The 13,681-nt window shown below is 57.0% G+C and carries 10 protein-coding genes; 2 read left to right on the top strand and 8 right to left on the bottom strand.

Annotated elements, in window-relative coordinates; translation table 11 throughout:
- The first annotated feature begins 172 nt into the window (after positions 1–172).
- The gene (locus AUC60_RS08890) at positions 173–2,560 is read left to right on the top strand and encodes a penicillin acylase family protein (protein ID WP_087266036.1); all 2,388 of its coding nucleotides are present in this window, start codon (positions 173–175) and stop codon (positions 2,558–2,560) included.
- A gap of 115 nt (positions 2,561–2,675) precedes the next feature.
- Here the strand turns inward: AUC60_RS08890 and AUC60_RS08885 are convergent, their stop codons facing one another.
- The 8 genes from AUC60_RS08885 to AUC60_RS08850 form a co-directional block, all read right to left on the bottom strand.
- The gene (locus tag AUC60_RS08885) at positions 2,676–3,560 is read right to left on the bottom strand and encodes an ABC transporter permease subunit (RefSeq protein ID WP_087265880.1); all 885 of its coding nucleotides are present in this window, start codon (positions 3,558–3,560) and stop codon (positions 2,676–2,678) included.
- Positions 3,557–4,477, bottom strand: coding sequence for an ABC transporter permease subunit (locus tag AUC60_RS08880; protein WP_087265878.1), 921 nt, complete (start codon positions 4,475–4,477; stop codon positions 3,557–3,559). Before AUC60_RS08880 ends, AUC60_RS08885 begins: the two co-directional genes overlap by 4 nt.
- Positions 4,474–5,616: a polyamine ABC transporter ATP-binding protein gene (potA, locus tag AUC60_RS08875; RefSeq protein WP_087265876.1), complete on the bottom strand. Its 1,143-nt coding sequence runs from the start codon at positions 5,614–5,616 to the stop codon at positions 4,474–4,476. Before potA ends, AUC60_RS08880 begins: the two co-directional genes overlap by 4 nt.
- 55 nt (positions 5,617–5,671) lie before the next feature.
- Positions 5,672–6,766 (bottom strand): polyamine ABC transporter substrate-binding protein, encoded by a 1,095-nt coding sequence (locus tag AUC60_RS08870; RefSeq protein WP_087265873.1) that lies wholly within the window; start codon positions 6,764–6,766, stop codon positions 5,672–5,674.
- A 233-nt stretch (positions 6,767–6,999) separates the two neighbouring features.
- Positions 7,000–8,097, bottom strand: a complete 1,098-nt coding sequence (locus AUC60_RS08865) for a polyamine ABC transporter substrate-binding protein (RefSeq protein WP_087265872.1) — start codon at positions 8,095–8,097, stop codon at positions 7,000–7,002.
- Between the two features lie 175 nt (positions 8,098–8,272).
- Positions 8,273–9,637, bottom strand: coding sequence for an aspartate aminotransferase family protein (locus AUC60_RS08860; protein WP_087265870.1), 1,365 nt, complete (start codon positions 9,635–9,637; stop codon positions 8,273–8,275).
- A gap of 197 nt (positions 9,638–9,834) precedes the next feature.
- The gene (locus tag AUC60_RS08855) at positions 9,835–11,193 is read right to left on the bottom strand and encodes a glutamine synthetase family protein (protein ID WP_027900697.1); all 1,359 of its coding nucleotides are present in this window, start codon (positions 11,191–11,193) and stop codon (positions 9,835–9,837) included.
- Positions 11,194–11,227: 34 nt separating this feature from the next.
- Positions 11,228–12,004 carry a gamma-glutamyl-gamma-aminobutyrate hydrolase family protein gene (locus AUC60_RS08850; RefSeq protein ID WP_087265868.1) on the bottom strand — a complete coding sequence of 259 codons (777 nt, stop codon included), beginning with the start codon at positions 12,002–12,004 and terminating at the stop codon, positions 11,228–11,230.
- A 278-nt stretch (positions 12,005–12,282) separates the two neighbouring features.
- Here AUC60_RS08850 and AUC60_RS08845 point away from each other — a divergent pair, with 278 nt between their 5' ends.
- Positions 12,283–13,659 carry a glutamine synthetase family protein gene (locus AUC60_RS08845; protein ID WP_087265866.1) on the top strand — a complete coding sequence of 459 codons (1,377 nt, stop codon included), beginning with the start codon at positions 12,283–12,285 and terminating at the stop codon, positions 13,657–13,659.
- The last annotated feature ends 22 nt before the right edge of the window (positions 13,660–13,681 follow it).

The raw sequence follows: 13,681 nt of genomic DNA, 5'->3' as shown, positions 1-13,681 counted from the left end.
TCGCGGCCTCGCGGTGCTCGTGCGCTCCTACAAGTCCATCGCTTGGCGCGATGGTGATGAACTTGGCCGCTTCCACAGGATTGAACTCAAATATGAATCAATGCGTCTAGCCATCCAACATGCCTTCCAATATGCCTACAATCGCGCCTTGTCGCCTTATCTGAGAAGCCGGATGAAACGCAGCCTGTCTATCCTTGTATTCATCATCGCCCTCGTCATCGGCGCCGGTGCCTGGTATTTGCACAGCAAGCAGCCACAGCGTGATGGCGAAATCACCCTCGCTCACCTTCAGGCGCCAGTCAGCGTTCGTTATGACGAGCGAGGCGTGCCGCATATTCGCGCCGAGAACGAAGCCGATCTGTATCGCGCACTGGGTTATGTGCAGGCTCAGGACCGACTGTTCCAGATGGAAATGGTCCGTCGTCTGGCCCGAGGTGAACTGGCTGAAGTACTGGGCCCCAAACTGGTCGCGACGGACAAGCTGTTCCGCAGCCTGCGTATTCGTGAACACGCCGACGACTATGTCGCCCGTCACGACAAGGACACACCGACCTGGAAAGCACTGCAATCCTACCTCGATGGCATCAATCAATATCAGGACAGCCACGCCAGACCGCTGGAGTTCGATCTGCTGGGCATCCCTAAACGGCCATTCACCGCCGAGGATACCCTGAGCGTCGGCGGCTACATGGCCTACAGCTTTGCCGCTGCCTTTCGTACCGAGCCTTTGCTGACCTATGTGCGTGACGAGCTTGGCGCGGATTATCTGAAAGTCTTTGACCTGGACTGGCAGCCCCAAGGCGTTCTCGATCAGCCTGCCAAACTCTCAAAAGGCGACTGGAAAAGCCTCGACCAGCTCGCTTACATGAGCAATCAGGCGCTTGAACAAGCGGGGCTGCCACAGTTTGAAGGCAGCAACGCGTGGGCCGTTTCCGGCAGCCGGACCAAGAGTGGCAAGCCGTTACTGGCGGGCGATCCACACATCCGTTTCTCGGTGCCAGCGGTGTGGTACGAAGCGCATCTGTCCGCGCCGGGCTTTGAGTTGTACGGTCATCATCAGGCGCTCAATCCTTTCGCGTCGCTGGGCAATAACATGGACTTCGGCTGGAGCCTGACCATGTTCCAGAACGATGACCTGGATCTGATTGCCGAAAAGACCAACCCGGAAAACCCGAATCAAGTCTGGTACCACGGCCAGTGGGTCGACATGACCACCACCGAACAACAGATTGCAGTCAAAGGCGAAGCGCCGGTCACACTGACGCTGCGCAGGTCGCCTCACGGCCCCATCGTCAACGACGTAATGGGCGTCACCGCAAGTGCCACGCCGGTTGCAATGTGGTGGTCATTCCTGGAGTCGGAGAACCCGATTCTGGAAGGTTTCTACGAAGCCAATCGCGCCGACACCCTGGAAAAAATGCGCGCCGCTGCCGAGAAAATCCAGGCACCGGGGCTGAACATTGTCTGGGCCAATGCCAAAGGCGATATCGGCTGGTGGGCTGCGGCGCAGTTGCCCATCCGCCCGGAAGGAGTCAATCCGAATTACATTCTCGACGGCAGCACCGGGCAAGCCGACAAACTCGGCTTTTACCCCTTCAGCGCCAACCCGCAGGAAGAAAACCCCGCGCGCGGCTACATCGTCTCGGCCAACTTCCAGCCCCTCTCGCCTACCGGCATGCAGATCCCCGGTTACTACAACCTTGCAGACCGTGGTCAGCAATTGAATCGGCAGTTGAGCGATACCTCGGTGAAATGGGATCTGGACAGTAGCAAGGCCCTGCAACTGGGTACACAAACCGAGTATGCGAAGCGGGTATTACAGCCTCTTCTTCCCGTCCTCCGTGAGGTCATCAGTGATCCGGAAGAGAAAGCGCTGGTAGAACGGCTGGCTAACTGGAAAGGCGACTACGCGATTGATTCGGTGGGCGCGACGTTGTTCAACCAGTTCCTCTTCGACCTGAGCGAAGAGGTCTTTCACGATGAGCTGGGCGACGGCCTGTTCGAAACATTGCTGTCGACAAGGGTGATTGATGCCGCCCTGCCTCGTGTGGCTGCCGACGCCAGCTCGCCCTGGTGGAACAATCGTAATTCGCCGTTCGAAGAAAACCGCGCCGATACCATCAAAGTCGCGTGGCACGCCACGGTGTCGCATCTGAAATCCACTTATGGACTCAACGCCGATGAATGGCGCTGGGGCAAAGCACACACCCTGACCCACGCACACCCATTGGGTTTGCAAAAGCCGCTGGATACGCTGTTGAACGTCGGACCATTCGCAGCCCCTGGCACCCATGAAGTACCCAACAATCTTTCTTCACGCATCGGCCCCGCGCCATGGCCCGTCAGCTACGGCCCCTCAACCCGCCGCCTGATCGACTTCGCGGACCCGGCCCATGCACTGGGCATCAACCCGGTTGGGCAAAGCGGCGTGCTGTTCGATAAACACTATTCGGATCAGGCGCAGACCTACATCAACGGCGAGTATGTGCCGCAGCATTTGAGTGAAGAGGATGTGGCGAAGAATGCCCATGGCACCTTGAGGCTGGTGCCAAGGAACTGATCTGTGGGAGCAGAGCTTGCTCGCGATAAGGATGAGTGCGGTTCACGTTAGATCGCGTCCAGCCTCATCGCGAGCAAGCTCTGCTCCCACAAGGTCACCTACGTACTGAAGATCATCACACCGGCGCAGCTGCGCGGCGTGGGTCGGGTTGTTTGTAGCTGTCTGCCGCGCTTTCTTCGATGGCTTGCTGGATGGCTTTCTTGCGCTGCTGCTCGGCGCGGCGGGTGAAGAACCAGACCAGGAAGGTTGCGCACGAAACGGCCAGCAGAATCAAACTCGCGACAGCGTTGATTTCCGGTTTCACGCCCAGACGCACAGCGGAGAAGACTTCCATCGGCAAGGTTGTTGAGCCCGGACCAGAAACGAAGCTCGCCAGTACCAGGTCGTCCAGCGACAGCGCGAAGGACATCATGGCCCCCGCTGCCAGCGATGGCGCGATCATCGGGATGGTGATCAGGAAGAACACCTTCCATGGCCGCGCACCGAGGTCCATGGCAGCCTCTTCGATGGACAGGTCCAGTTCACGCAAGCGTGCCGAAACCACGACCGCCACATAGGCGGCGCAGAACGTGGTGTGGGCGATCCAGATGGTGACGATGCCGCGCTCCTGCGGCCAGCCGATCAACTGCGCCATGGCCACGAACAGCAGCAACAGCGACAGACCGGTAATCACTTCAGGCATCACCAGCGGCGCTGTTACCAGCCCACCAAAAAACGTACGGCCTTTGAAGCGCGTGATGCGGGTCAATACGAAAGCCGCCATGGTGCCCAGCGCTACCGCTGCAATCGCCGTGTAGGTGGCGATTTCCAGAGAGCGCATCACCGAGCCCATCAGTTGCGAGTTGTCCAGCAGCCCGACATACCAGTGCACCGACCAGCCGCCCCAGACCGTGACCAGTTTGGAGGCGTTGAACGAGTAAATGACCAGAATCACCATCGGCGCATAGATGAACAGCAGGCCAAGGACCAGCATCATATTCGAGAATCGAAAGCCTCTCATGCCCTGCCCTCCAGCTCTTTGGCCTGACTGCGGTTGAACAGAATGATCGGCACGATCAGGATCAACAGCATGATCACCGCCAACGCCGAAGCCACCGGCCAGTCACGGTTGTTGAAGAACTCTTGCCACAACACGCGGCCAATCATCAGGGTTTCCGGACCACCCAGGAGTTCAGGAATGACGAACTCGCCGACCACCGGAATGAACACCAGCATGCAGCCCGCAATCACGCCGTTCTTGGACAGCGGCACGGTGATTTTCCAGAAGCTGTTGAAGTTACTCGAGCCCAGATCAGACGCCGCCTCAAGCAGGCTCGGGTCATGTTTGACCAGGTTGGCGTACAGCGGCAGGATCATGAACGGCAGGTACGAATACACAACGCCGATGTAGACCGCCAGGTTGGTATTGAGGATCTGCAACGGCTCGTCGATCAAGCCCAACCACATCAGAAACGCATTTAGCAGCCCGTTATTGCTGAGGATGCCCATCCACGCGTAGACCCGGATCAGAATCGCGGTCCAGGTCGGCATCATGATCAACAGCAACAGCACGGTTTGCAGTTCCTTGCGTGCGGTCGCAATAGCGTAAGCCATCGGGAAGCCGATCAGCAGGCACAGCAACGTGCTGAAGAACGCCATTTTCAGCGAGCCCAGATACGCCGAAATGTACAGGTCATCGCCTGTCAGCAACGCGTAGTTAGCGAAGTTGAGGATGACCTCGAACTTCTGCTCGGCGTAGCTGAAGATTTCGGTGTAAGGCGGAATCGCGACGTCGGCCTCGGCGAAACTGATCTTGATGACGATCAGAAACGGCAAGGCAAAGAACAGGAACAGCCAGAGAAACGGTGCCCCGATGACCAGTTGCCGGCCATTGGGGGTTATCCGGTTCAAGGCACGCTTGATTTTGCGTATCTTCATGAGCGCAATACCACGCCGCTGTCGTCTTCCCACCAGACAAACACTTCATCGCCCCAGGTCGGCCGGGTGCCTTGACGCTCGGCGTTGGCAACGAACGACTGCACCAGCTTGCCGCATGGCAGTTGCACGTAGAACACCGAATGGCCGCCCAGGTACGCGATGTCGTGGACTTTGCCCCGCGACCAGTTGTATTCGAAGGTCGGCTGTTCGGTGGTAACCAGCAGCTTCTCCGGACGCAACGCATAAGTGATGTGCTTGTCTTCCACCGATGTCGTCACACCGTGCCCGACGTAGATATTACGTTCCAGCTCGGGACTGCGAATCAGGGCATGGCCTTCCATGTCCTCGATCACTTCGCCTTCGAACAGGTTGACGTTACCGATGAATTCGCAGACCAGACGGCTGGTCGGGGTTTCGTAGATGTCGATCGGGCTGCCGATTTGAGCGATCCAGCCCAAGTGCATGATCGCAATGCGTTCAGCCATGGTCATGGCTTCTTCCTGGTCGTGAGTCACCATCACGCAGGTCACGCCGACCCGCTCGATGATCTCTACCAGCTCCAGTTGCATCTGCGAACGCAGTTTCTTGTCCAGCGCGCCCATCGGTTCGTCGAGCAACAGCAACTTGGGCTTCTTCGCCAGCGAACGAGCCAGCGCGACCCGCTGACGTTGACCGCCAGACAGCTGATGAGGCTTGCGACGCGCGTACTGGGTCATTTGCACCAGCTTGAGCATTTCCGCCACACGTTCGGCAATTTCCGCCTTGGGTAGTTTGTCCTGCTGCAGACCGAACGCAATGTTCTGCTCCACAGTCATGTGCGGGAACAGCGCGTAGGACTGGAACATCATGTTGATCGGACGTTCGTACGGCGGCATGTCGGTAATGTCGACGCCATCGAGGAAGATCCGCCCTTCTGTCGGCCGCTCGAAACCAGCCAGCATGCGCAGCAGCGTTGACTTGCCGGAGCCGGAGCCGCCCAGCAAGGCGAAGATCTCGCCCTTGTTGATTTGCAGGGACACGTCGTCCACGGCAATCGTCTCATCGAATTTCTTCGTGACCCGATCGATCTTGACCAGCACCTGCTTGGGTTGCTGATCGCCTTCGAGTGATTTCTTGTAGGCGCCGGAGGCAACTGCCATGGGTGAAACTCCCAACTGGTTTGCAGCCCGGCCTGCATGACCGGGCGCGAGGTCTTTATTTACCGGACTTGATTCGAGTCCAGCTGCGCGTCATCACGCGCTGAATCTTCGGCGGCAGCTCGGAGTTGACGTACAGGCGCTCCTGCACTTCCTTGGACGGGTAGACCGCCTCGTCCGCGCGAATGTCTTTGTCCATGAACTCGTCGGACGCCGGGTTCGGATTGGCGTAACCCACTTCGTCACTGACTTGAGCAATAACTTTAGGCTCAAGCATGTAGTTGATGAACGCGTGAGCCTGCTTGGTGTTTTTCGAGTCTGCCGGTATTGCCAGCATGTCGAACCACAGGTTGCCGCCCTCTTTCGGGATGCTGTAGGCGATGTTCACGCCTTTGCCTGCTTCCTCTGCCCGGGCCTTGGCCTGGAACACGTCACCCGAGAAGCCGGCCGCCACGCAGATGTCGCCGTTGGCCAGATCGGTGATGTATTTCGAGGAGTGGAAATAGGTCACGTAAGGACGAATCTCCATAAGCTTGGCTTCGGCCTTTTTGTAGTCGGCCTCGTTCGTGCTGTTGGGATTCAGGCCCAGGTAATTGAGCATTGCCGGGAGCATTTCATCGGCAGAGTCGAGCATGGCTACGCCACAGCTCTGCAGCTTTTTGATGTTTTCAGGTTCGAACAGCACCGACCAGGAATCAATCTTGTCGACGCCCAACACCGCTTTGACTTTCTCGACGTTGTAACCGATGCCGTTGGTGCCCCACAGATACGGCACGGCGTACTGGTTACCCGGATCGTTTTTCTCCAGACGCTTGAGCAGCGCCGGGTCGAGATTCTTGTAGTTCGGCAACTGGCTCTTATCGAGCTTCTGGAACGCGCCCGCTTTGATCTGTTTGCCTAGGAAGTGGTTGGACGGCACAACGACGTCATAGCCCGTACGGCCCGCCAGCAACTTGGCTTCCAGGGTTTCATTGGAGTCGAATACGTCGTACATCGGCTTGATGCCGGTGGTTTTTTCGAAGTCTTCGAGGGTGGTTTTGCCGATGTAATCGGACCAGTTATAAATATGCACGGCGGGTGCCGCGTGCGCTGCGACGGTAGCAGTGAGCGTGGCGGCGGCGAGCATGGATTTGGCAAATAAAGAAATAGACACGTGAACAATCCTTTTTGAGGTGGGGTCTGGTGCCCGTGTCGGGAAGTTGAGCAGATCAGGTCGGAAAAATCCGGGGGCGCAACTTACCGTTGTTGACCGCGTATCGCAAAAAAACTTTATGTGACATTGCCTAGGATTTACCTGTAGGAGCTGCCGAAGGCTGCGATGTGATGTCTCTGACACACCGCTATCGCAGCCTTCGGCAGCTCCTACAGGTTCTCCGTCAATCGGGATTATTTACCCGACTTAATCTTGGTCCAGCTGCGGGTCATGATCCGCTGCGTGGCGGCTGGCAAGTCAGCGATTGCGTAAAGCTTGGCCAGCACCTCAGCAGGTGGATAGACGCCTGGATCGCTGGTGATGTCTTTATCAACCAAGGCAGTTGCCGCCGAGTTACCGTTCGGGAAGCGTACTTCGTTGGTGATCTCGGCCATGATTTCCGGCTGCATCAGGAAGTTCATGAACTTGTAGGCACCGTCGACGTTTTCCGCATCTTTAGGGATTGCCACCATGTCGTAGAAGCTGCCAGCACCTTCTTTCGGAATGTTGTAGCTGACCTTCACCTTGCCACCGGCTTCTTCAGCACGGGATTTGGCCTGATAGATGTCACCCGAATAGCCCACGGCTACGCAGATGTTGCCGTTAGCGAGGTCGGAGATGTACTTCGAAGAGTGGAAGTAGCCAATCGAAGGGCGGATTTTCAGGAACAGCGCTTCGGCTTCAGCCAGTTGCTTCTTGTCCTGGCTGTCGGTTGGATAACCCAGGTAATGCAGGGCAATCGGTAGCATTTCGGTTGGCGAATCGAGGAAGCTGATGCCACAGGATTTCAGCTTGGCGGCGTTCTCTGGCTTGAACAGCAGATCCCAGGAATTGACCGGTGCATCGGCCCCCAGTGCGGCTTTGACTTTGTCCGGGTTGATGCCAATACCAATCGAACCCCACATGTACGGGAAGGCGTGCTTGTTGTCCGGGTCGCTGACCGACACGGCTTTGAGCAAATCAGTGTTCAGATTTTTGTAGTTAGTCAGCCTGGACTTGTCCAGTGGCTGGTAAACCCCGGCTTTGATCTGTTTAGCCAGAAAGTTGTTCGACGGCACGACGATGTCGTAACCGGACTTACCGGCAAGCAGTTTGGCTTCGAGGGTTTCGTTGCTGTCGAACACGTCGTAGACGACTTTGATGCCCGACTCTTTTTCGAATTTGGAGATGGTGTCCTTGGCGATGTAATCGGACCAGTTGTACACGTGCAGCACTTTGTCATCGGCCTGCGCAGAGGCGGCCACGACACCCATGAGGGACAAAGCGAGGAGGGTCTTGCCAAATTTCTTCATGTGTACAGCTCCAGTGTTATTAGGTGGCGGCTTCTAGCCATTAGTCTGGCAAGTTCCTGACCGGTGTTTCAAGCGTATCAGCGCCGATCTCTGTAGGAGCTGCCGAAGGCTGCGAAAACGGTACGCCTGAAACACCGCTATTCGCAGCCTTCGTTAGCTCCTACAGGTTTCGCGTTTAGCCCTGCAACTGCGCCAAGGTCAGATCCAGGCACTTGCGTGCTTTCTCGATCAGCTCATCAATTTCCGCAAAGCTGATCACCAACGGTGGCGCGATGATCATGGTGTCGCCTACAGCCCGCATAATCAGGCCATTGTTGAAGCAGAAGGTTCGACAAATCATGCCCGCCCCTTTGCCGGTGTAACGCTCGCGGGTTGCCTTGTCCTTGACCAGCTCAATGGCGCCCAGCATGCCGACACCGCGGACTTCACCCACCAGCGGATGATCGCTCAGTTCACGCAGACGCTTTTGCAAGTATGGTGCCGTTTCCGAATTGACGCGTTCGACGATTTTCTCTTCGCGCAGGATGCGAATGTTCTCCAGCGCCACGGCCGCCGCGACCGGATGCCCGGAGTAGGTAAAGCCGTGGTTGAAGTCGCCGCCTTCGTTGAGCACGGCCACCACTTCGTCACGCACAATCAAACCGCCCATGGGGATGTAACCCGAGGTCAGGCCTTTGGCGATGGTCATCATGTCCGGCTTGAGGCCGTAAAAGTCGCTACCAAACCACTCACCCGTGCGGCCAAAACCACAGATCACTTCATCCGCTACGAAAAGAATGTCGTACTTGTCGAGGATCTCTTTGACCTTCGGCCAGTAGGTATCAGGTGGCACGATAACGCCGCCCGCGCCCTGAATCGGCTCGGCAATAAAAGCACCGACGTTATCTACGCCCAGTTCGAGAATCTTCTTCTCCAACTGCTCGGCAGCCCAGACACCGAACTCGTCCGGCGTCATGTCGCCGCCTTCGCCGAACCAGTATGGCTGTGGGATGTGCACGATGCCCGGAATCGGCAAGTCGCCCTGCTCGTGCATGTAGGTCATGCCACCAAGGCTTGCACCTGCGACCGTTGAGCCGTGATAACCGTTGACCCGGCTGATGATGGTCTTCTTGTTCGGCTGGCCATTGATTGCCCAATAGTGACGAACCATACGCAGCATGGTGTCGTTGCCTTCTGAACCGGAACCAGTAAAGAACACGTGGTTCATGCCTTCAGGGGCGATCTCGGAGATGACCTTGGCCAGCTCCAGCACCGGCGGGTGGGCGGTCATAAAGAACAGGTTGTAATACGGCAGCTCACGCATTTGTTTGGCCGCAACATCTGCCAGTTCTTCACGGCCATAACCAATGGCGACACACCACAGGCCGGACATACCGTCGAGGATCTTGTTGCCCTCACTGTCCCACAGATAAACCCCGCTGGAGCGGGTGATGATCCGCGGGCCTACTTCCTTGAGTTGCTTGTAATCGCTGAACGGGGCCAAGTGATGCTCACTGCTCAAGGCCTGCCATTCGCGGGTTTGCGGGTTCTTGGAACTCATACACAACTCCATATTAAATGCGCAGGAGGCTCTATGTTTGCGCGCATGTTTATGCGGCCGCATCAGCGTCGTGGGACCGGCTTTAGCCGGGAAGAGGCCGGGGCAGCCGATAAATCTTTGTTGTCTGCCAAGCAGCCTTCCCGGCTAAAGCCGGTCCCACGTCATCTCAACCGCTCGCTCCAACAGGTCCTATGGCATCAAACCGCAAACAGCAGGAACTCGCGCTCCCACGAACTGATCACGCGTTTGAAATTTTCATGCTCGGCACGTTTGACCGCGACGTAGCCCTTGATGAATTTCTCGCCCAGGTATTTCTCGACGGTCTTGCTGTTTTCCATGCGCTCCAACGCATCTTCAATGGTCAGGGGCAGGCGCAGGTTACGTCGCTCGTAACCACGGCCAACGACCGGAGCGCTCGGGTTGATGTGTTCAACCATGCCGATAAACCCGCACAACAAGCTCGCGGCGATGGCCAGATACGGGTTGGCGTCAGCGCCCGGCAAGCGGTTCTCTACACGGCGGTTCTGTGGACCTGCATCCGGAACTCGCAGGCCGACCGTACGGTTTTCTTCGCCCCACTCAACGTTCACAGGTGCCGAGGTATCCGGCAGGAAGCGGCGGAACGAGTTGACGTTCGGCGCGAACAGCGGCAACAACTCGGGGATCAACTTCTGCAAGCCACCGATATGCTGCAGGAACAGCTCGCTCATGGTCCCGTCTTCGTTGGAGAAGATGTTCTTGCCAGTCTTGATGTCGATGATGCTCTGGTGCAAATGCATGGCGCTGCCTGGCTCGCCCGTCATCGGCTTGGCCATAAACGTCGCAGCAACGTCGTGCTTGAGCGCGGCTTCACGCATGGTGCGCTTGAACACCAGAATCTGGTCAGCCAGCGACAAGGCATCACCGTGACGGAAGTTGATTTCCATCTGCGCCGTGCCGTCTTCGTGGATCAGCGTATCAAGATCAAGGTTCTGCAGTTCGCACCAGTCGTAGACGTCTTCGAACAGCGGATCAAACTCGTTGGCCGCTTCGATGGAAAAAGACTGACGCCCTGTCTCAGGACGCCCGGAACGCCCGACTGGCGGCTGCAACGGGTAATCGGGGTCGTCGCTGCGCTTGGTCAGGTAAAATTCCATCTCCGGCGCGACAATCGGCTGCCAGCCCTGATCAGCGTAAAGCTTGAGCACTTTCTTCAAGACATTGCGCGGCGACAGCTCAATCGGGTTGCCCTGCTTGTCGTAGGTGTCATGGATGACCTGCGCGGTGGGCTCGATGGCCCAAGGCACTACATAAACCGCATTGGCATCCGGGCGGCAGAACATGTCGATGTCTGCCGGGTCCAGCAATTCGTAATAGATGTCGTCTTCGACGTAGTCACCGGTCACCGTCTGCAGCAATACGCTCTCCGGCAAGCGCATGCCCTTTTCGGCAATGAATTTGTTGGTGGGGGAAATCTTGCCGCGAGTGATCCCGGTCAAGTCGGCAATCATGCATTCGACTTCGGTGATCTTGTGTTCTTTCAACCAATCGGTGAGCTGGTCGAGGTTGGTACTCATAAATACCTCAGGTGGTCAGAGTCCTGATCGCGAATCAGGCGTTATTTGACGCATCGGCGTCGCGTTGTAGTGCTCGTTTACGGCAGGCATCGCCAAATGCCTGGAAGATGACTAGGTAATCAGGGTTTGCAGTAACTTGCCACTCGGGATGCCATTGCACCCCAAGCGCGAAGCCCGGACTGTCCAGCACCGAGACGGCTTCGATCAAGCCATCAGGCGCAACGGCCTCCACGCGCAGACCCGGCGCCAGACGCTCGATGCCTTGCCCGTGGATGGAATTAACACGAATTTCACTCGCCAGCCCCAGACCGTCCAACACACCGCCCGGCTGGACGCGCATCGGATGACTCGGCGCATACTGCACTTCAACCGGCTCATTCTCCGGTTCGCGATGATCCATGAAACCTTCTGTTTCATGGACGCGCTGATGCAGGCTGCCGCCAAACGCTACATTCATCTCCTGAAAACCGCGGCAAATACCTAAAACCGGAACACCGGCTGCCACGGCAGCACGAATAAGCGGTAAGGTGGTGCGGTCGCGTTCGGGATCATGAGCAGTACCCGGCGCGCTGGCTGGGCCACTATAGTGGTAGGGTTCGACATTGGAAGGCGAACCGGTAAACAGCAGTCCATCGAGACTTGCAAGAATATCGGCGGGGTCAAGCAAGGGTCCAAGTGACGGCAGAATCAACGGCATGCCTTTGGCAGCCACTGCTACCGCACGGAGATATTTGTCGCCAGAGACATGATAAGCATGATGACCGATCTGCTTGGTGCAGGCGGTAACGCCGATCAAGGGCAGGCGTGACATGGGACCCCCGTATTGTTGTTGCTGGTCTGGGTTGCAATCGAGCTTAGCCTTGTTCGTTTTTTTCCACAACAGCCTCGTAAAAATCGAACAGGGTCCACGAAAGCCCCGCAATCCGTAGCCTTCCGCTGTTAAATACTTGCCCTGAATTGCGGCAAAAACGGCCCTTTTGCGCCCTTTCAGGGCAAGGGAAGGCTCTATTGACTTCATCATGGCTTTCGGATTGACTGAAACCCGTAAAGCTCGATGATTGATATTTTTAACAACAAAGGTGTTGCATCATGTCGGTACCCCCGCGTGCCGTTCAGCTTAACGAAGCGAACGCGTTCCTTAAGGAACATCCTGAGGTTCTGTACGTTGACCTTCTGATTGCAGATATGAATGGTGTGGTGCGCGGCAAGCGCATTGAACGCACCAGCCTCCATAAGGTTTACGAGAAGGGCATCAACCTGCCTGCCTCTTTATTTGCCCTGGATATCAATGGCTCGACGGTAGAAAGCACCGGCCTGGGTCTGGACATCGGTGATGCTGACCGAATCTGCTATCCAATCCCCGATACCCTGTGCAACGAGCCTTGGCAAAAGCGCCCTACCGCGCAACTGTTGATGACCATGCACGAACTGGAAGGCGACCCGTTTTTCGCTGACCCACGCGAAGTATTGCGCCAGGTTGTAACCAAGTTTGACGAAATGGGCCTGACGATTTGCGCCGCTTTCGAGCTGGAGTTCTACCTGATCGACCAGGAGAACGTGAACGGCCGTCCGCAACCACCCCGCTCTCCGATTTCCGGCAAACGCCCGCACTCGACACAGGTCTACCTGATCGACGACCTTGACGAATACGTCGACTGCCTCCAGGACATCCTGGAAGGTGCCAAGGAGCAAGGGATTCCCGCTGACGCCATCGTCAAGGAAAGTGCTCCGGCCCAGTTTGAAGTCAATCTGCACCACGTCGCCGACGCGATCAAAGCGTGTGACTACGCGGTATTGCTCAAGCGCCTGATCAAGAACATCGCCTACGACCATGAGATGGACACCACCTTCATGGCCAAGCCTTACCCAGGCCAGGCAGGCAACGGTTTGCATGTACACATCTCGATCCTGGATCGCGATGGCAAGAATATCTTCACCAGCGAGGATCCCGAGCAGAACGCCGCGTTACGTCATGCCATCGGCGGTGTGCTCGAGACCCTACCGGCGCAGATGGCGTTCCTTTGCCCGAACGTCAATTCGTATCGTCGGTTTGGTGCTCAGTTCTATGTGCCTAACTCCCCGAGCTGGGGCCTGGACAACCGTACCGTAGCCGTACGCGTACCAACCGGCTCGGCCGACGCGGTGCGTATCGAGCACCGGGTTGCGGGTGCCGATGCCAACCCTTATCTGTTGATGGCTTCGGTCCTGGCGGGCGTGCATCACGGCCTGACCAACAAGATCGAACCTGGCGCGCCGGTTTCGGGCAACTCGTACGAGCAGAATGAACAAAGCCTGCCGAACAACCTGCGCGACGCATTGCGCGAGCTGGACGACAGCGAAGTGATGGCCAAGTACATCGATCCTAAATACATCGATATCTTCGTCGCCTGTAAGGAAAGCGAGCTGGAGGAGTTCGAACACTCCATCTCCGACCTTGAGTACAACTGGTACCTGCATACCGTTTAAATAACGGTGTGAAGTATGAAAA

It is taken from the genome of Pseudomonas caspiana (assembly GCF_002158995.1).
GTDB lineage: Bacteria > Pseudomonadota > Gammaproteobacteria > Pseudomonadales > Pseudomonadaceae > Aquipseudomonas > Aquipseudomonas caspiana.
The sequence above is the reverse complement of the archived record's forward strand: the minus strand, read 5'-3'. Positions and strand labels throughout refer to the sequence as shown.

Coding starts and splice junctions, on each gene's coding strand:
- AUC60_RS08890 (WP_087266036.1), top strand. CDS start 173: ATGAAACGCAGCCTGTCTATCCTTGTATTCATCATCGCCCTCGTCATC.
- AUC60_RS08885 (WP_087265880.1), bottom strand. CDS start 3,560: ATGAGAGGCTTTCGATTCTCGAATATGATGCTGGTCCTTGGCCTGCTG.
- AUC60_RS08880 (WP_087265878.1), bottom strand. CDS start 4,477: ATGAAGATACGCAAAATCAAGCGTGCCTTGAACCGGATAACCCCCAAT.
- potA (WP_087265876.1), bottom strand. CDS start 5,616: ATGGCAGTTGCCTCCGGCGCCTACAAGAAATCACTCGAAGGCGATCAG.
- AUC60_RS08865 (WP_087265872.1), bottom strand. CDS start 8,097: ATGAAGAAATTTGGCAAGACCCTCCTCGCTTTGTCCCTCATGGGTGTC.
- AUC60_RS08860 (WP_087265870.1), bottom strand. CDS start 9,637: ATGAGTTCCAAGAACCCGCAAACCCGCGAATGGCAGGCCTTGAGCAGT.
- AUC60_RS08855 (WP_027900697.1), bottom strand. CDS start 11,193: ATGAGTACCAACCTCGACCAGCTCACCGATTGGTTGAAAGAACACAAG.
- AUC60_RS08850 (WP_087265868.1), bottom strand. CDS start 12,004: ATGTCACGCCTGCCCTTGATCGGCGTTACCGCCTGCACCAAGCAGATC.
- AUC60_RS08845 (WP_087265866.1), top strand. CDS start 12,283: ATGTCGGTACCCCCGCGTGCCGTTCAGCTTAACGAAGCGAACGCGTTC.